Annotated in this window: 18 protein-coding genes; 13 read left to right on the top strand and 5 right to left on the bottom strand. The window is 44.7% G+C overall.

What is annotated here, in order from left to right; translation table 11 throughout:
• Positions 1 to 19: 19 nt before the first annotated feature.
• Both DP120_RS05925 and DP120_RS05920 read right to left on the bottom strand, forming a co-directional pair.
• Complete coding sequence (locus DP120_RS05925) at positions 20 to 988, bottom strand: alpha/beta hydrolase (protein WP_112222740.1); 969 nt, start codon at positions 986 to 988, stop codon at positions 20 to 22.
• Positions 989 to 1,001: 13 nt separating this feature from the next.
• Complete coding sequence (locus tag DP120_RS05920) at positions 1,002 to 1,901, bottom strand: hydroxymethylglutaryl-CoA lyase (protein ID WP_112222739.1); 900 nt, start codon at positions 1,899 to 1,901, stop codon at positions 1,002 to 1,004.
• An 80-nt stretch (positions 1,902 to 1,981) separates the two neighbouring features.
• On the opposite strand from DP120_RS05920, the gene DP120_RS05915 reads away from it, so the two are divergent.
• The 3 genes from DP120_RS05915 to guaC all read left to right on the top strand — a co-directional run bounded on the left by DP120_RS05915 (position 1,982) and on the right by guaC (position 4,521).
• Positions 1,982 to 3,166 (top strand): acetyl-CoA C-acetyltransferase, encoded by a 1,185-nt coding sequence (locus tag DP120_RS05915; protein WP_112222738.1) that lies wholly within the window; start codon positions 1,982 to 1,984, stop codon positions 3,164 to 3,166.
• 13 nt (positions 3,167 to 3,179) lie between these two features.
• Complete coding sequence (locus DP120_RS05910; RefSeq protein ID WP_112222737.1) at positions 3,180 to 3,389, top strand: DUF3886 domain-containing protein; 210 nt, start codon at positions 3,180 to 3,182, stop codon at positions 3,387 to 3,389.
• 148 nt (positions 3,390 to 3,537) lie between these two features.
• Positions 3,538 to 4,521: a GMP reductase gene (gene guaC / locus DP120_RS05905; protein WP_112222736.1), complete on the top strand. Its 984-nt coding sequence runs from the start codon at positions 3,538 to 3,540 to the stop codon at positions 4,519 to 4,521.
• An 87-nt stretch (positions 4,522 to 4,608) separates the two neighbouring features.
• Here the strand turns inward: guaC and DP120_RS05900 are convergent, their stop codons facing one another.
• Together DP120_RS05900 and DP120_RS05895 are read right to left on the bottom strand one after the other, a co-directional pair.
• Complete coding sequence (locus DP120_RS05900; RefSeq protein ID WP_112222735.1) at positions 4,609 to 6,066, bottom strand: UDP-N-acetylmuramoyl-L-alanyl-D-glutamate--2,6-diaminopimelate ligase; 1,458 nt, start codon at positions 6,064 to 6,066, stop codon at positions 4,609 to 4,611.
• 295 nt (positions 6,067 to 6,361) lie between these two features.
• Positions 6,362 to 7,264: an aldo/keto reductase gene (locus DP120_RS05895; protein ID WP_112222734.1), complete on the bottom strand. Its 903-nt coding sequence runs from the start codon at positions 7,262 to 7,264 to the stop codon at positions 6,362 to 6,364.
• Positions 7,265 to 7,345: 81 nt separating this feature from the next.
• Between DP120_RS05895 and DP120_RS05890 the strand changes: the two genes are divergently transcribed.
• The 7 genes from DP120_RS05890 to DP120_RS05860 all read left to right on the top strand — a co-directional run bounded on the left by DP120_RS05890 (position 7,346) and on the right by DP120_RS05860 (position 14,224).
• A complete protein-coding gene (locus tag DP120_RS05890; protein ID WP_112222733.1) occupies positions 7,346 to 7,897 on the top strand; it encodes an NUDIX hydrolase in 552 nt (183 codons plus the stop codon).
• A 104-nt stretch (positions 7,898 to 8,001) separates the two neighbouring features.
• The gene (fur, locus tag DP120_RS05885; protein WP_112222732.1) at positions 8,002 to 8,481 is read left to right on the top strand and encodes a ferric iron uptake transcriptional regulator; all 480 of its coding nucleotides are present in this window, start codon (positions 8,002 to 8,004) and stop codon (positions 8,479 to 8,481) included.
• 98 nt (positions 8,482 to 8,579) lie between these two features.
• Positions 8,580 to 9,482 (top strand): site-specific tyrosine recombinase XerD, encoded by a 903-nt coding sequence (xerD, locus tag DP120_RS05880; RefSeq protein ID WP_112222731.1) that lies wholly within the window; start codon positions 8,580 to 8,582, stop codon positions 9,480 to 9,482.
• 68 nt (positions 9,483 to 9,550) lie between these two features.
• The gene (deoB, locus tag DP120_RS05875; protein ID WP_112222730.1) at positions 9,551 to 10,735 is read left to right on the top strand and encodes a phosphopentomutase; all 1,185 of its coding nucleotides are present in this window, start codon (positions 9,551 to 9,553) and stop codon (positions 10,733 to 10,735) included.
• Positions 10,736 to 10,753: 18 nt separating this feature from the next.
• Positions 10,754 to 12,058, top strand: coding sequence for a pyrimidine-nucleoside phosphorylase (locus DP120_RS05870; RefSeq protein ID WP_112222729.1), 1,305 nt, complete (start codon positions 10,754 to 10,756; stop codon positions 12,056 to 12,058).
• Positions 12,059 to 12,119: 61 nt separating this feature from the next.
• The gene (lysA, locus tag DP120_RS05865) at positions 12,120 to 13,439 is read left to right on the top strand and encodes a diaminopimelate decarboxylase (protein WP_112222728.1); all 1,320 of its coding nucleotides are present in this window, start codon (positions 12,120 to 12,122) and stop codon (positions 13,437 to 13,439) included.
• A gap of 425 nt (positions 13,440 to 13,864) precedes the next feature.
• Positions 13,865 to 14,224: a GNAT family N-acetyltransferase gene (locus DP120_RS05860; RefSeq protein WP_112222727.1), complete on the top strand. Its 360-nt coding sequence runs from the start codon at positions 13,865 to 13,867 to the stop codon at positions 14,222 to 14,224.
• Between the two features lie 2 nt (positions 14,225 to 14,226).
• Here DP120_RS05860 and DP120_RS05855 read toward each other — a convergent pair whose 3' ends face one another.
• Positions 14,227 to 14,727 (bottom strand): DUF309 domain-containing protein, encoded by a 501-nt coding sequence (locus DP120_RS05855; protein WP_112222726.1) that lies wholly within the window; start codon positions 14,725 to 14,727, stop codon positions 14,227 to 14,229.
• Between the two features lie 59 nt (positions 14,728 to 14,786).
• On the opposite strand from DP120_RS05855, the gene DP120_RS05850 reads away from it, so the two are divergent.
• The 3 genes from DP120_RS05850 to DP120_RS05840 are packed head-to-tail and all read left to right on the top strand — an operon-like array spanning position 14,787 to position 16,894.
• Positions 14,787 to 15,560, top strand: coding sequence for a segregation/condensation protein A (locus DP120_RS05850; RefSeq protein ID WP_112222725.1), 774 nt, complete (start codon positions 14,787 to 14,789; stop codon positions 15,558 to 15,560).
• Positions 15,538 to 16,131 carry an SMC-Scp complex subunit ScpB gene (gene scpB / locus DP120_RS05845; RefSeq protein ID WP_112222724.1) on the top strand — a complete coding sequence of 198 codons (594 nt, stop codon included), beginning with the start codon at positions 15,538 to 15,540 and terminating at the stop codon, positions 16,129 to 16,131. Before DP120_RS05850 ends, scpB begins: the two co-directional genes overlap by 23 nt.
• Positions 16,132 to 16,162: 31 nt before the next feature.
• The gene (locus tag DP120_RS05840) at positions 16,163 to 16,894 is read left to right on the top strand and encodes a pseudouridine synthase (protein WP_112222723.1); all 732 of its coding nucleotides are present in this window, start codon (positions 16,163 to 16,165) and stop codon (positions 16,892 to 16,894) included.
• The last annotated feature ends 14 nt before the right edge of the window (positions 16,895 to 16,908 follow it).

Below are 16,908 nucleotides of genomic sequence, written 5' to 3'. Positions count from 1 at the left end.
ACAATCATTTTTTACCCGGCTAGCAATCAGAAGTGGCAGGAACAGCGTTTTCCGGTGCTTGTCCAGCAGGGAAAATGCCTTGTTCCATCAAAAACGTGGAAACAGCTTCTTTGTATTCCAATGGGTTTTCATTGAACGATTGCGCATGTCCGCCTTTTTCGAATAGCTTCAGTGCTTTCGGGCCTTCTTTTAGGCTGTGCATCTCGATGCTCATTTCGGGAAGCACAAAATCATCCGGCAAACTATGGATGAAAAGTACAGGTTTTTCGATCTGTTTCACAGCTTCGCGAGGTGTGACGGTACTGATGTGATAACCGTCGCGCAACTTCATGAAGAAAGCGGCAAGTTTCAATGTTATCGGCGTTTTTAGAGGTGTTGTGGTTTGCATTACGTGCAGAATCTGTTCAGATATGTCGGAATAGCCGCAATCCGAAATGTAAAAGGCGGCATCGTCCCGCATTCCCGCATATAGAAGCGTTGTGGCTGCCCCCATGGATTCCCCGTGGATGCCAAAGACCAAATCGGGTCCGGCATGTTCTTTCAGCATGTCAACTACCGCTTTCAGATCAAATTTCTCGTAATGTCCGAAACTGGTCGTTTTGCCCCCAGAACCCCCATGGCGCCGGTGGTCGTAAACAACTGAGTTAAAACCCAGCTCTTCAAACATGCGGGCATATTTGAATGAATTGACCTTTGTTTCAGTGACGCCGTGGCAGATGACGACATATTTATCCGTGTCATGAGGCTCCAGGAATATTGCATGCACATTATAGCCGTTTTCTGATTCTATTTGACGTTCTTCTTTTTTTACATTGGCATACCAAACTTCGTCGTAGCGTTTGGCAGAGGTTTCACGTTCCAGAATCAGCTCCTCATCTTTTTTCTTTACATACATAAGCCGATTGCTGGCCAGAATGCCGGCAACAGTCGCCAGTATTGTACATGTGCTTGAAATTGCAGCTGATACCTGGAAAATACGTTTTCTCATAGCCCATGCTCCTTTAGGATCGGTTTTTGTATAGAGTGTATATTCCCGTATTTATAGGATTTGACACATGGGATTCAATTTTTTCAATAGCTTTAGCCAATAGGTCCAAGTCTATTCCGGTTTTTATATCCATCCGGTGCAGCATATTGACGACATCTTCTGTGGCAACATTGCCGGTTGCACCTGGTGCAAAAGGACAGCCTCCGAGGCCGCCTGCAGATGTATCAAAGCGGTCGACGCCTGCCTGCAAAGCGGCAAAAATATTTGCCAAAGCCATTTTTCTGGTGTCATGGAAATGGGCAGTAATCAATGTATCAGGAAATGCTTCTTTCAATTGTTGGAACAATCCATAGCTTTCGGCAGGATTTGCCATGCCGATCGTGTCAGCGACACTCAATTCAGCGACACCCCAATCGACGAATTGACGGCATAGGCGGATGGTATCTTCCGGTTTGACTGCGCCCTCAAATGGACAATAAAATGCTGTTGAAATACAGGCCCGGACGAAGACACCGTCTTCTTTTAATTTCTGGATCAGCGGTTTTAAAGTTTCCATGCTTTCTGCTGTAGATTTATTGATATTTTTTTTATTGAAAGAATCGGATACGCCGACGAAAACCGCAAGTGCATCGGCTCCGGCTTCACGGGCCGAGTTGATCCCGCGTTCATTGGGTGTCAGTACGAACTGACGGCCGACCTTCTTGGTGCCAGCCACGATTTCTTTTGAATCCGCCATTTGCGGTACCCATTTCGGTGACACAAAAGAAGTCAATTCCATTTCTTCCACTCCGGCTTGCTGAAGCCCTTCAATAAATTGTAATTTATCTTCAGTTGCAACTAACTGCTTTTCATTTTGCAGGCCATCACGCGGTCCGACCTCGATTATCGTTACTTTTTTTGGTAAACTTAACATAGTATCCCCCCTGATTCCATTGTATCTATGCGGGGGATAAAAGAGCAACCAGTTTCAATCAAACAAGGGGGAAAAGGAAAATGTCACAGGAAATCGTTATCGTAAGTGCAGTCCGCACAGCAGTTGGGTCATTCCAAGGAAGTTTAAAGGATGTACCAGCCACTGAGTTGGGTGCAATTGTCATAAAGGAAGCTGTAAAGCGCGCAGGAATTGAGCCTGCTCAAGTATCAGAAGTGATCATGGGCAATGTGCTGCAAGCGGGGCTGGGCCAAAATCCCGCACGCCAGGCAGCAATGGGTGCCGGATTGCCTGAAACTGTTCCGTCGATGACTATTAATAAGGTTTGTGGTTCAGGTCTAAAATCGATTCATTTGGCGTATCAGGCAATTTTTGCTGGAGACGCGGAAATTGTTGTGGCCGGCGGGATGGAAAATATGAGCCGTGCACCATATCTTCTGGAAAATGCACGCGGCGGCTTCCGTATGGGCGACCAGAAAGTAGTCGACAGTATGGTATCAGATGGGTTGACGTGTGCTTTCAATGATTACCATATGGGCAACACGGCTGAAAACCTCTGTGACAGGTATGGAATTTCGAGGGAAGAACAGGATAAATTCGCTGCACGTTCACAGGCGAGAGCTGCAGCAGCAGTGGAAGCAGGAAAATTCCATGAAGAAATTGTTCCGGTGGAAATCCCACAGCGCAAAGGGGATCCAATCATTTTCGCTGAAGATGAATACATCAAAGCTTCTTCAACAGAAGAAAAATTGGGCAAGTTACGTCCAGCCTTTAAAAAGGATGGCAGTGTAACTGCAGGCAATGCGTCCGGCATCAATGATGGAGCAGCTGCAGTTGTCGTTATGACAAAAGCGAAGGCTGAGGAACTGGGATTGACGGTCCTTGCAACAATTGCTGCAAATGGAAACGCAGGAGTGGATCCGGCAGTAATGGGGATTGGTCCGGTTCAGGCTGTAAAAAATGCTCTGGCAAAAGCGGCTATGTCACTTGAAGATATCGAATTGATCGAAGCAAATGAAGCTTTTGCTGCACAATCCATCGCAGTTGACCGTGAACTGAAATTCAATCATGATATTTTGAATGTCAACGGTGGTGCTATTGCTATCGGCCACCCGATTGGAGCAAGTGGAACGCGTATTTTCGTCACGTTATTGCATGAAATGCAGAAGCGCGATGCAAAAACAGGTCTTGCAACATTATGCATAGGAGGCGGCCAGGGGGTCGCAACTATCGTCAAACGCCCGTAAGGAGTTGATTCGAATGGCTAAGAAAGATGATCAGGCGAATGGTCTGTTCAATGAAGAAGTGCTGGCAAAATTGAAAGATACAAAAAAAGCCCTGCAGGCCCAAGAACAGCAACGCAGGGAAGAAGAAGAAGCGAAACGTCTTTTTGAACGCAAGCAGCGGGAAAAAAATATGTCATTTGCTGAACTTCTTGAAAAACACGGAGACCATGGCAGTAAGTTCTAATAATCTTAAAATCCCGGTATGCGAATGCATATCCGGGATTTTATATTTTAAGGGAAATTTCCGCCTATGAACACTTGCATTCTATGTTCAAATAACGTACGATTACTACTGGATTTAAATTAAACGTTCGTGTATAGGAGTGTTAACGATGGAAAATGTATTCGATTACGAAGATATTCAGTTAGTTCCTGCAAAAGCAATAGTGGAAAGCCGTTCAGAATGTGATACCTCGGTGCAATTTGGGGGACGCAGCTTTAAGTTGCCGGTCGTACCTGCCAACATGCAGACTATTATAGATGAAAAAATAGCGGTATATCTTGCCGAAAATGATTATTTTTATATACTGCACAGATTTAAACCGGAACAACGGCTTGATTTCGTCAAAGATATGCAGAACCGCGGGCTATATGCGTCCGTAAGCGTCGGGGTGAAGAAAGAAGAGTATGATTTCATCAACCTTCTGGCGGAAGAGGGGCTTGTCCCGGAATATATTACAATTGATGTGGCTCATGGCCATTCCGACTCAGTCATTAAAATGATTAAGCATATTAAGGAATTGCTTCCGGCAAGCTTCCTGATTGCCGGAAATGTTGGAACGCCTGAAGCTGTAAGAGAACTTGAAAATGCCGGAGCAGACGCCACGAAAGTTGGCATCGGACCGGGTAAGGTCTGTATTACAAAAATTAAAACCGGCTTCGGAACGGGCGGCTGGCAGCTGGCGGCATTAAGATTATGTTCAAAAGCAGCCAGTAAACCGATTATTGCCGATGGTGGAATCCGTACGCACGGGGACATCGCTAAATCTGTCCGATTTGGAGCTTCAATGGTCATGATTGGTTCGTTATTTGCAGGACATGAAGAATCACCTGGAGAAACCGTGGAAAAAGACGGTGTGTTATTTAAAGAATATTTTGGATCTGCTTCTGAATTCCAAAAAGGCGAGAAGAAAAATGTAGAAGGCAAACGGATGTATGTAGAATACAGAGGAGCGCTGCAGGATACATTGACTGAAATGCAGCAGGATCTGCAGTCATCGATTTCATATGCTGGCGGCGATAAACTGGAAGCCATCCGCTATGTGGATTATGTAATCGTGAAAAATTCCATATTTAATGGCGACAAAGTTTATTAATCGCTGTGAATAAGAGCCTATAACAAGAAAACCGTTGCCGGAAGAGTTTTTACTCTTTCGGCAACGGTTTTTACAATTTATAGTCGGTCAATCAGCTTTTGGAGGTTTGACCATAAAATTTACCGTTTCTTTATCAGATTCGGTCGGAATCTCAAATTGATGGCTGTATTTTTCATGGCCCTTGCCGGTTATGACAACCCAGTCGCCTTCTGAACTGCTGTCTATCGCATCTTTGATAGCCTTTGTGCGGTCCATCTGAATAAACCCTTTTTCATTGCCGTACCGGTCATTCAGTTCTGAATAAAGTGAACGCATTTCTTCAACTGGGACTGAATTCAAATCGTCGGTTGTGATGATGTAACGGTCACTGATTTTTGAAGTGATTTCTATCATTTCCCGCCGTTTGCTTGAATCACGGTCACCCCGGAAACCGAAGATGTGGGTTATCCGATTGGCACCCGCTTCTTTAGCTGTAGTGAGGCAATGATAAACTGCATCGGGGGTATGGGCATAATCTACGATTACTACCGCACCACTTTGAGTTTTTGAAGTTTCAAATCTGCCCTCGACACCCGGGAAATTTGTAATTGTTGAAAGGATGGCCTTTTTTTCGATGCCGACGGATAGGGCAGTGGCATAGGCCATCAGCGAGTTGTACAGATTGTGGATGCCTGCCATGGGTGACTGAATCAATGTTTCTTCTGCATCATCGAGGCGAAGGGTCGAATGTTCCATATCAAACGACTGGATGCGCAGCCTGCTGTTTTTGAGCTGGCCGATACTGCAGACATTTTTGCCTTTTTCAAGCAGATCCCGGTCCAATTTTTCTCCCCATTCATCGTCAATATTAACAATAGCTGTCCCATCAGGTTTCAAATGATCGAACAGAACCGCCTTTGCCTCGAAATAACTGTCCATCGAGCCATGATAATCAAGGTGTTCATGGTGAAGGTTGGTGAACAGGCATACATCGAATTCGATTCCTTCTATCCGGTGCTGCGTCAGGCCGTGTGATGATACTTCCATAACTACAGCATCGTCATTGCTTAACGCAAGCAATTTTTGGAGAATCAGCGAGCTGGGAGTGGTGTTGGCACTCTTGATGGAAGAACCGTTGACGATATTTTGTATGGTGCCCATTACTGAACAGGAAATGCCGTTTTGTTCAAGCAGATGTTTCACCAGATAACTGGTCGTCGTCTTGCCGTTGGTGCCGGTTATGCCAATCATCAATTTTCGACTTGCAGGGTTTCCATAAAAATTCTTTGCAAGAATGCCCAGTGCAATCCTTGCATTGTCGACTTGCAGGTAGGGGACGGGCAAATCTTCAATATGCTGTTCACCGACAACCAAATTTGCCCCTTTTTCAATGGCATGGCTGATGTGGTTGTGCCCATCATCCTTGAAGCCTTTTATGGCAATGAAAACAAACCCCTCTTCGACCTCCTGGGAGCTGTCAGCTAAGCCTTGAATAACCAGGTCATATAAATCTTCTTCTATGCTGTTTTGGAGTTTAAGTCCATTAATAAGTTGAGTTAGTTTCATTATATGCTGACCTTTCTGTCGATATTTTTTTACACTCAGCTTATCTTAGATGGGCTGAAAAAAATCTGGCTGTTATGTAAAAGTATTAGATCTTATTTATACAGTTAGAGGGCCTAATAACATTACAACACGCATAAGGCATGAAACCAAGTAACTTTCGAACTAATACTTTTTAATTAAGCGAATAATTCTTACTATTCAGTCTATTACAAAAGGTGGGTAAATACAATTGAAAGTGTATTTGCCCTGTCGGTATTCTAAGTTCAAAAAATATAGTGAACAATGATGTTTTATTCTATTCCCGGTGTTCTTTATATTTAGCCTTCGTGGTATATTTCTTAGCCATATTAATTTGGTCCGCTGAAATGGAGGTTTCATAAGCAGCGATTGTATCACGGATTTGGGCAGGTGAGCTCGCTCCTGCAACGATTGAAGCAACTGTGCCGTGCTGCAGAGCGGCATGCAATGCCAGTGCATTTAAGTTTGGTTCGATGGAAAGCAATTCATTAAGGACTTTTTCGAGTTCCTCTTGGCTATAATCCATATAACCATTTTTATCTTTAGCACGATCCAAAGCTTCAGATGTCAATAATCCTTTGGCTAAAGTGCCTCGGGTCACCACCGATATTCCAGAAGCACCGATTTCGTCGAGGAACTCCTCCGGGCGGCGGTCAAGAAGGCTGTATTGCATCATGATCGAAACAATTGCGCTTTGTTCCATAAAGCGTTTGATGACGTTGGGACGGATTGAAGATATTCCATACTCACGGATCAACCCTTCTTTTTTAAGAGTTTCGAAAGCTTCAATCGTTTCTTCTGACGGATCTGTAATCATGCCGCCATGCAGCTGGTACAGATCGATATAATCCGTCTTCAATCTCCGCAGGCTCTCATGCACTTGGGATTTGATATAGTCAGGGGAAGGATTCCATGTTACCTGGTCTGAATGTCGATTCCATTGGTTGCCGACTTTGGTAGCCAAAATGATTTCCTGGCGGCGGCTGCCTAGGGCTTGTCCCACGACCTCTTCATTTTGGCCTTTGCCGTAGAGGTCGGCAGTGTCAAAATAAGTGATCCCAACATTCAGTGCTTCGTCTATGATGCTTTGAGCTTCATTTAAATTGTTCGGCAATGACATGCAGCCGAGAGCAATTTCACTTACTTTTAGATTGCTGGTTCCCAAATTTTTCATTTTCAACTTATATCACCTCATTTAGAATATTCTCCTACCTATGGTATACTTTGCGGTAGAAAAATCACAAATGAAACGGGGCGCAGCATGAAAAAATTTGAAGAAAAAACAATCAGTTCAGAGCGTATATATGAAGGGAAAATTATAAACCTTAAAGTTGATGAAGTTAGCTTGCCAAATGGCCGTACTTCTAAAAGGGAATTAATCGAACACCCCGGTGCTGTGGCGATCCTCGCAATCACTCCGGAAAATAAAATCATTATGGTGGAGCAGTACAGAAAAGCATTGGAACGGTCGATCATCGAGGTACCGGCCGGCAAACTTGAAAAAGGGGAGACTCCTGAGACGACAGCAATGCGGGAATTGGAAGAAGAAACTGGATATACCGCCGAATCGCTCGAACTCATCCAATCATTTTCAACATCTCCTGGCTTTGCCGATGAAGTGATCCACTTGTTTCTTGCAGAAGGCTTGCATAAAGCAGAGCCGGGTGCTGTACTCGATGAAGACGAGTTCGTTGAGTTGATGGAAGTATCAATAGAAGAAGCTGAGAAAATGATGCAGGACAACCGCATTTATGATGCGAAAACAGCTTTTGCCGTACTCTGGGCCAAACAACGATTATCAATTGAGAATTAGTACGATTTTCACATTATAATCATTATAAATAAATGGCGGCATGTATCCTTGTAATTGAGAACTGACATTTGATATAATGGAGTCAGTTTGAGGGAGGGCGTCGCATGGAAACCAGGATTGATCGGATCAAGAAGCAATTACACGCTGCGAGCTATAAATTGACGCCACAGCGCGAAGCGACAGTTCGAGTATTGCTAGACCATGAAGAGGACCATCTAAGTGCAGAAGACGTCTATCTGTTAGTGAAGGATATCGCACCGGAAATCGGGCTGGCTACTGTTTATCGGACGTTGGAGCTATTAACTGAATTAAAAATTGTCGACAAAATAAATTTTGGTGATGGCGTATCGCGCTATGATTTGCGCCAGGAAGGTGCTGCACATTTCCATCACCATCTGGTTTGCCTGGAATGTGGGGCAGTTGATGAAATACAGGAAGATTTGCTGGAAGATGTAGAAAGTGTAGTAGAAAAACGCTGGAACTTTCAAATTAAAGACCACCGTCTTACTTTCCATGGCATCTGTTGGCGCTGCCATGACCGCAGCTCACAGGATTCATCAGAAAATCGAGGCGAAAGAGAGTAACGGCCAGTAATGGCCGTTTTTTTGTTTTTATTTGGTTGCAATTATTGTTTCTGTATCATTGTGTACAAACATTGCGATAAAAGAAGGAGGCACAGAAAATGAAATACGCAAAAGATGCATTGGATGACTATCTGCAGTTTCTGAGAGTTGAAAGGCAGCTCGCTGCCAATACATTAACATCCTATGAGCGCGACTTAAAAAGTTACCTTCAATACTTGAAAGAAGTGGAACAGCTGGATTCACTGCGCAATGTCGAAAGAGTACATATTTTGAATCACCTCAGCCACTTGAAAGAAACCACCATGTCGTCAAGAACCGTAGCCCGGCATATTTCGTCTATCCGTTCTTTTCATCAATTCCTCATCAGGGAACGGATTGTGGATAAAGATCCTACTGTGCACCTCGAGATGCCGCAAATGGACAAGAAATTGCCTAATATCTTATCAATAGAAGAAGTGGATGCACTGATAGAAGCACCGGACACTTCCAAAGCGAACGGCAAAAGAGATCAGGCAATGCTAGAACTGTTGTATGCCAGCGGGATGCGCGTCAGTGAATGCATCAACCTCGATATGGAAGATGTCAATTTGACGATGGGCTTTGTCCGCTGCTTTGGGAAAGGCGGCAAGGAGCGTATTATTCCGCTGGGCAAATCAGCTCTAGCGTCCTGCAAGGACTATTTATCAGGACCCCGCAGCGAACTGGCGAAAACAGGTGTGACGACTGACGCATTATTCATCAACCAACGGGGTAAAAGACTTACTAGGCAGGGTTTTTGGAAATTGCTGAAGCAGCATGCACAAAAAGCCGGGATTCAGAAAGAATTGACACCGCATACATTAAGACACTCATTTGCCACGCATTTAATAGAAAACGGAGCAGATCTTCGGGCAGTCCAGGAAATGCTTGGCCACGCTGATATTTCGACTACTCAAATCTATACGCATGTGAGCAAAACACGACTAAAAGATGTCTATTCACAATTCCATCCGAGAGCTTAAAATAGGTCAGACATCTGACAATCGAAAATTTTATGTTAGAATGTAAATGTAAATAAGGAGGATGTTAAATGACAAATAAAGTTTTTAACCGCATTCATTTAGTTGTTTTGGATTCAGTGGGTATCGGTGAAGCTCCTGACGCGGCAGCGTTCGGGGATACCGGTTCGGATACACTTGGCCATATAGCAGAATCCATCGGTGGTCTCAATATGCCGAATATGGAAAAATTGGGTCTTGGAAATATTAAAACTGTTCAAGGGATTTCACCGGTTTCTTCTCCTGAAGCTTTTTACGGCAGACTGCAGGAAGCATCTGTCGGTAAAGACACGATGACAGGACACTGGGAAATCATGGGCTTGAACATCGACACCCCTTTTAAAGTGTACCCTGAAGGATTTCCGCCAGAATTGATCACACAACTGGAAGAGAAAACCGGCCGCAAAGTGATTGGCAACAAGCCAGCCAGTGGTACCGAGATTCTTGATGAACTTGGGGCCGAGCATATGGAAACAGGGGCAATCATCGTGTATACGTCTGCTGACCCGGTGCTTCAGATTGCTGCTCACGAAGAGATTGTTCCGCTTGAGGAATTATATAAAATTTGTGAAATTGCACGGGAATTGACTCTATCTCCTGAGTTTCTCGTCGGCCGAGTCATCGCCCGTCCTTTCATCGGCAAAGAAGGTGCTTTCAAACGGACTTCAAACCGCCATGATTATGCTTTGACTCCGTTCAACCGCACTGTCATGAACGAATTGAAGGATAATGGAAAAGATGTTATAGCCATTGGGAAGATCGACGATATCTACAATGGAGCGGGTGTGACAAAAGCGCTTCGCACAAAAGATAATGGAGATGGAATGGACAAATTGGCTGTTGTAGCGGGTGAAGATTTCAATGGTTTGAGTTTCCTTAACCTGGTGGATTTTGATGCATTGTTCGGCCATCGCCGCGACCCTAAAGGATACGGTGAAGCACTGGAAGAATTTGATCGCCGTTTGCCTGAGGTTCTTGAAAAGATGGACAGTGACGATTTATTGATTATCACTGCAGACCATGGCAATGACCCGACTTTCCCTGGGACTGACCATACACGTGAATTTGTTCCATTATTGGCTTATTCACCAAGATTTGAAACAGGTAAAGAACTGGGCCTAGGTTCCACATTTGCAGATATCGGCGCAACAATTGCAGAGAATTTCTCTGTGCCGATGCCGGAATTCGGTACAAGCTTTCTATCCAAATTAAAATAAAAAAGGCGGATGACATTCATGAGAATGGTAGATTTGATTGAGAAAAAAAGAGACGGATTTGAACTTTCGACTGAAGAAATTCAATTTATAGTAACGGGCTATACAGCAGGCGACATCGATGATTACCAAATGAGCGCATTTCTGATGGCCACTTACTTCCAGAACATGACCGACCGTGAACGTGCGGATCTTACAATGGCCATGGCGGCTTCAGGCGATCAGATCGACTTGTCGGCCATCGACGGCATTAAGGTAGATAAACATTCAACTGGCGGTGTCGGTGATACAACGACATTGGTGCTCGGGCCATTGGTTGCTGCATGCGGCGTGCCGGTAGCGAAAATGAGTGGACGCGGACTGGGCCACACAGGCGGGACGATAGATAAACTTGAAGCGATTGAAGGATTCCACGTGGAATTATCGACCGAAGATTTCATCAAGCAAGTCAACGATATTAAAGTTGCTGTCATCGGTCAGAGCGGCAATTTGACGCCTGCAGATAAAAAACTTTACGCACTTCGTGATGTAACGGCGACTGTAAACAGCATTCCGTTGATTGCAAGCTCAATCATGAGCAAGAAGATTGCTGCCGGAGCGGACGCCATCGTACTTGATGTAAAAACTGGCGAAGGCGCATTTATGAAAACAGCTGAAGATGCTGAAGAATTGGCGCATGCAATGGTCGGCATCGGCAATGCAACCGGACGCAAAACAATGGCAATCATTTCAGATATGAGCCAGCCGCTTGGTTTTGCAATCGGTAACGCACTGGAAGTTAAAGAAGCCATTGAAACATTGCAGGGCAAAGGACCAGAAGATCTTACCGAACTTTGCCTAGTTCTCGGCAGCCAGATGGTTGTAGTCGGCGGAAAAGCTGACAGCCTGGAAGAGGCACGCAACATGCTGGAAGAAGTTATCGCTAACGGTAAAGCGTTGGATATCTTCCGCCAGTTCATCAAAGCACAAGGCGGAAATCCTGCAGTAGTGGATGACGTCAGCTTATTGCCGCAGGCAAAATTCGTAAAAGAAGTGCCTTCACAAAAAGAAGGTTATATCTCCTTCATGGAAGCTGATGAAATCGGTACAGCGGCAATGGTCCTCGGAGCAGGAAGAGCGACGAAAGAATCGGAAATCGACCTTGCAGTCGGCATCGTTCTCCATAAGAAAGTCGGCGACTTCGTCAAAAAAGGCGAAGCAATTGCAACTGTCTATTCAAATACAGAGGATATCGCGAAATGCACAGAGATGTTATATAATAGTATAGAATTCAAAGATGAAGCGGTTGAGAAAATCCAACTGATTTCAAAATTGATTACTGACTAAAAGAATCTTGCCGGGTTTTCCCGGCAAGATTTTTTCGAATACACATTCCAGGAGGTTGACTATGCATTTATACGGTACACAAGCCATTGACGGGCAAGGCCATTTAACTATCGGAGGGGTTAATTCGATTGAATTAGCTAAAGAATACGGAACGCCACTTTTTGTTTATGATATTGAATTATTCCGGAAACGGGCTCGTGCATTCCAGGAAACATTTGAATCCGCCGGCATCGGTTATCAGGTGGCCTATGCCAGCAAAGCATTTTCCAGTATCGCCATCTATCAGGTCGCGGCTCAGGAAGGCTTATCCCTCGATGTCGTTTCGGGAGGGGAATTGTTTACAGCGGTCAAAGCCGGCTTCCCTAAGGAAAAAATCCATTTTCATGGGAACAATAAAAGCCTAGGCGAATTGCAGATGGCATTTGAAGAAGGAATCGGCTGTATCGTAGTTGATAACTTCCATGAAATCGGACAGCTGAAGCTTCTTTCGGAAGAGTTGAAGCAGCCGATGAATATTCTGCTGCGGGTCACACCGGGCATAGAAGCACATACGCATGACTATATTACAACCGGCCAGGAAGATTCGAAATTTGGTTTCGATCTTAATAATGGCCAAGCCGACCAAGCATTCGAACAGACGCACCGGCATGATTATTTGAATGTACTGGGCCTTCATTGCCACATCGGCTCCCAGATATTCGATACAGCCGCGTTCCGTTTGGCAGCCGGCAAGCTGGTATCCAAAATGTCGGAATGGCAAAAAGAATTTGATTATCAGTGTAAAGTACTGAATCTGGGCGGCGGCTTCGGTATCCGTTATACAGAAGAAGACCAGCCACTTGAACCATCACAATATGTGAAGGAAATGATCGATACGGTCAAGCAGATTACGGAAGATTCCGGTTTTCCTGTTCCCGAAATCTGGATTGAGCCAGGGCGCTCACTCGTAGGGGACGCCGGCACAACTCTATATACAATCGGTTCAATGAAAGAAGTGCCGGAAATACGGAAATATATTGCCGTGGACGGCGGCATGTCGGATAATATCAGACCTGCTCTATATGGTGCTGCCTATAGTTCGATGATTGCCAATAAAGGGCACCAGGCATTGTCAGAAACTTATACGGTCGCAGGAAAATGCTGCGAATCCGGGGATAAATTGATTGAACAGGCCACTTTGCCGGAAGCGGAAGCAGGGGATATTCTGGCTGTTTTCTGTACTGGCGCATACGGCTATTCAATGGCCAGCAATTATAACCGGATTGCCCGTCCTGCAGTAGTGTTCGCTGAAAACGGGAAGCATCAGCTTGCTGTCAGACGTGAAACACATGAAGACATTGTCAGTTTGGATCTTGAATACGGTGTAAAGGCGGAACTGTAATGAAAAAGAGCAATATCATACTGCTTATACTGTTATTGCTGATGGCTGTCGGCTGGGGTGTAGTGTATTGGATTTTCTTTGCAGATCAGGTGCCGGGTGTGTGATTTTTAGAAGCGTGGAGTGACTTCGGAGCATCGGCCAATTTAATGCTCCTGTCTCTGCATCGCTTCGCTAGCTTCGAGACATGAAAGGGCGTTGCATCGCTACGCTCTTTGCTGTCGTTTTTCTTAGTGTCCAGACTCCAACGGCCAGCTCCTCGAGTCGTAAGCCACTGCAGTGCTCCTGCATCGCTTCGCTGCTTCGTCGCAAAGAGCGGGGCCTATAGTGGCCCGCTCTTCACTGTCGCTTTTCTGCAAAACTTGAGTTATTGACTAGAATATAGTAGGATAAGTTAAGTTGTTTCAAGAAGAAAACGAGGGATTACTATGTTATTCAGATACAAAAAATCATTCGAAAAAATAGCGATGGGTTTGCTGTCGTTCATGCCTAAAGAGCGTGAGCTTAAAAAGCTGCAGCAGACTATGCATATATACGAAGAAAATCCTGATTGGCAGTTATACCTCTGGAAAAAAGGCGAGGATTTTGTCGGGTTGCTTGGCGTTGAAGTTGCCGAAGACCGATTCATAATTCATCACATTTCCGTTAACCCATCCCACCGTGGAGAAGGCATAGGACATGCGATGATCGAGAAGATCCAACAGATCATGCAGGACCGCGAGATGATTGCAACAAAAGAAACTGAAGCTTTCCTTACAAAATGTCCACAAAAAAAAGGCGAACTTTAATTTTAAAGTTTCCGCCTTTTTTTTTGTTCCCGTAAATTTATGATGGATGTTCGGTCCCGCAATCTGTGTTTATGCATCAGATAATAGGGTTCAAGGGTTTCCGATGGATTTTCTATCATATAACGGCTGACTTCAGCTGTTAGTTCATCAGAAATAATTGGAAGTTTATAAGCAGAGAATTCACGGCGTGTTGTTACTCCGTCAATGGCATCGGCCAATTGTTCGGCAAGCACAGTGCCGTCGAATCCTTCCGTCCAGATCCCTGCATCTGAAAGTTTGTCTTTTGCGCGGATAAACGAGCGCAAAGCACCTGGATAATTGCTTCTGCGCCAATGATACATGCCGACCGCCATCTGGATCCAGCCTGCCAGAGGATGCATCTTATCTTTTGGGGCGACACTTTTCCAGTATTCTTCCCCTACTTCATGGCATTCGAAATAATCTTCATGAAAATTAAAGTGTATAATGTATTGGATAAAGAGCGGGTGATGGAGTGGGTGCATTTTGATCCCCTTTCTACTATAATATATTGAGTATCTTTAACAGTCAGGTGGTTGGCAGGATGTCCTATGAAGTAAAGATTGAGGCTTTTGAAGGGCCTCTGGATTTATTATTGCATTTAATACACCGTTTGGAAATTGATATATACGATATTCCGGTTTCACAAATCACTACTCAGTATATGGAGCATATTCGCGCAATGCAAGTCCTTGAGTTAAATGAAGCAAGTGAGTACCTTGTTTTTGCGGCAACTTTGCTGGCGATTAAAAGTAAAACCCTGCTGCCGGTGCACCAGGGTGACCTTGAAGATCCTGATTATGAGTTTGAAGAGCAGGATCCAAGAGATGAGCTTGTCTCACGCCTTATCGAGTACAGGAAATTCAAAGAAGCGTCTGGGCAGCTAAAGGAACTGGAAGCTAATCGGGCAGCGATTTTCACTAAACCGCCGATGGACTTGTCGGAGTATCAGACTTTGGCTCCATTCGAAAACATCGACCTTGAAGTGAATCCATACGATATGCTGGCAGCATTCCAAAAACTGATGAGGAGAAAGAAACTGAAAGCTCCGCTGTCAGCAAGGATTGCCCGTCAGGAAATTTCCATTAAAGACCAGATGGTCTCCATTGTCGATACTTTAAAAGCTGCGAAAGGCAGGACGGCGTTCACTGAACTATTTCCTTCCGATGATAAGACTGTGATGGTGGTATCATTCCTGTCGCTGCTGGAGCTTATGAAACGGCAAGTTGTGGCGGTCGATCAGGAAAAAAATTTCACCGATCTGATGGTCGAGCTTAGAAAGGAAACGTGGGATTATGATGACGCATCTTTCGAGTAAAATAGAAGCATTGCTGTTTGTTGCAGGGGACGACGGATTATCGATGAAACAGCTGGAATTTTTAACAGAAGCCGAAGAAAAAGATATCAAAGATGAAATTGCTGTTATGGCCAAAAGATATGAAGAAACCGAGACCTCAGGCATTACGATAAAAGAATTGGCTGGAGTTTATCAATTGGTAACGAAAAAAGAAGTTGCTGACACGATTCAGCGGCTTGTTGAAAACCCTACTGTTCAATCGCTGTCGCAAGCATCATTGGAAGTTCTAGCCATCATTGCGTATAAACAACCAATCACAAGAGTTGAAATTGAAGATCTTAGAGGCGTAAAAAGCGAAAAAGCGCTTCACACACTGGCCGGCAAAGCGCTTATCCAGGAAGTGGGAAGAGCTGAGGGAACAGGCAGAGCTATCCTGTACGGCACGACCAGTGAGTTTTTAAACTATTTCGGACTGAAAAATCTGGATGAATTGCCTGCGCTTCCGGAAGAAGCGGAAGGCGACCAGGACGGCGACACAGATCTTTTCATGACCAAGTTTCAGGAAGCTTTCAAAGAAGAAGCAAAAGTATAAAAGAGAAGATTAAATTAGACGGGGTGAGTTTATGGAACGATTGCAGAAAATGCTGGCACATGCCGGCGTCGCTTCAAGACGTAAAGCGGAACAGATGATTTTGGATGGCAAAGTACGTGTGAACGGTAAAGTGGTAAAGGAATTGGGTACTAAAGTTTCTTCATCCGATACTATTGAAGTTGAAGGCGTTCAACTGGAAAAAGAACAGAAAGTATATTATTTATTATACAAACCCCGCGGTGTTATCTCTGCGGTGACTGATGACAAAAACCGGAAAGTGGTAACTGACTTTTTCGATGATGTCGATAAGCGCATCTATCCGGTCGGAAGATTGGATTATGATACTTCAGGATTGCTGATCATGACGAACGACGGTGAATTCGCGAATATCCTCACACATCCGAAATATGAAATCGACAAAACTTATGTAGCACGGTTAAAAGGAATTCCGGCCAAGGAGGACCTTCAGAAACTTGAACGCGGGATTAAGCTTGAAGATGGTATGACAGCACCGGCGAAAGTCAAACTTCTGTCCGGTGATAAGAAACAAGGTAAGGGAATCGTTCAGATAACAATCCACGAAGGACGGAACCGGCAGGTCAGAAGGATGTTCGAAGCAATCGGCTACCCAGTCCAAAAACTGAGCCGCGAACAGTTCGGCTTCCTTACTTTGCACGGTTTGAATGCCGGTGAATCACGCCAGTTAACCGCCCATGAAGTGAAATTGCTGCGGGTGATGGCTGAAACCGGAAAGAGGCATTAACGTTCACAAACCCT

Source organism: Planococcus halotolerans (assembly GCF_003289955.1).
Lineage (GTDB): Bacteria > Bacillota > Bacilli > Bacillales_A > Planococcaceae > Planococcus > Planococcus halotolerans.
The sequence above is the reverse complement of the archived record's forward strand: the minus strand, read 5'-3'. Positions and strand labels throughout refer to the sequence as shown.

Coding starts and splice junctions, on each gene's coding strand:
- DP120_RS05925 (WP_112222740.1), bottom strand. CDS start 988: ATGAGAAAACGTATTTTCCAGGTATCAGCTGCAATTTCAAGCACATGT.
- DP120_RS05920 (WP_112222739.1), bottom strand. CDS start 1,901: ATGTTAAGTTTACCAAAAAAAGTAACGATAATCGAGGTCGGACCGCGT.
- DP120_RS05915 (WP_112222738.1), top strand. CDS start 1,982: ATGTCACAGGAAATCGTTATCGTAAGTGCAGTCCGCACAGCAGTTGGG.
- DP120_RS05910 (WP_112222737.1), top strand. CDS start 3,180: ATGGCTAAGAAAGATGATCAGGCGAATGGTCTGTTCAATGAAGAAGTG.
- guaC (WP_112222736.1), top strand. CDS start 3,538: ATGGAAAATGTATTCGATTACGAAGATATTCAGTTAGTTCCTGCAAAA.
- DP120_RS05900 (WP_112222735.1), bottom strand. CDS start 6,066: ATGAAACTAACTCAACTTATTAATGGACTTAAACTCCAAAACAGCATA.
- DP120_RS05890 (WP_112222733.1), top strand. CDS start 7,346: ATGAAAAAATTTGAAGAAAAAACAATCAGTTCAGAGCGTATATATGAA.
- fur (WP_112222732.1), top strand. CDS start 8,002: ATGGAAACCAGGATTGATCGGATCAAGAAGCAATTACACGCTGCGAGC.
- xerD (WP_112222731.1), top strand. CDS start 8,580: ATGAAATACGCAAAAGATGCATTGGATGACTATCTGCAGTTTCTGAGA.
- deoB (WP_112222730.1), top strand. CDS start 9,551: ATGACAAATAAAGTTTTTAACCGCATTCATTTAGTTGTTTTGGATTCA.
- DP120_RS05870 (WP_112222729.1), top strand. CDS start 10,754: ATGAGAATGGTAGATTTGATTGAGAAAAAAAGAGACGGATTTGAACTT.
- lysA (WP_112222728.1), top strand. CDS start 12,120: ATGCATTTATACGGTACACAAGCCATTGACGGGCAAGGCCATTTAACT.
- DP120_RS05860 (WP_112222727.1), top strand. CDS start 13,865: ATGTTATTCAGATACAAAAAATCATTCGAAAAAATAGCGATGGGTTTG.
- DP120_RS05855 (WP_112222726.1), bottom strand. CDS start 14,727: ATGCACCCACTCCATCACCCGCTCTTTATCCAATACATTATACACTTT.
- DP120_RS05850 (WP_112222725.1), top strand. CDS start 14,787: ATGTCCTATGAAGTAAAGATTGAGGCTTTTGAAGGGCCTCTGGATTTA.
- scpB (WP_112222724.1), top strand. CDS start 15,538: ATGATGACGCATCTTTCGAGTAAAATAGAAGCATTGCTGTTTGTTGCA.
- DP120_RS05840 (WP_112222723.1), top strand. CDS start 16,163: ATGGAACGATTGCAGAAAATGCTGGCACATGCCGGCGTCGCTTCAAGA.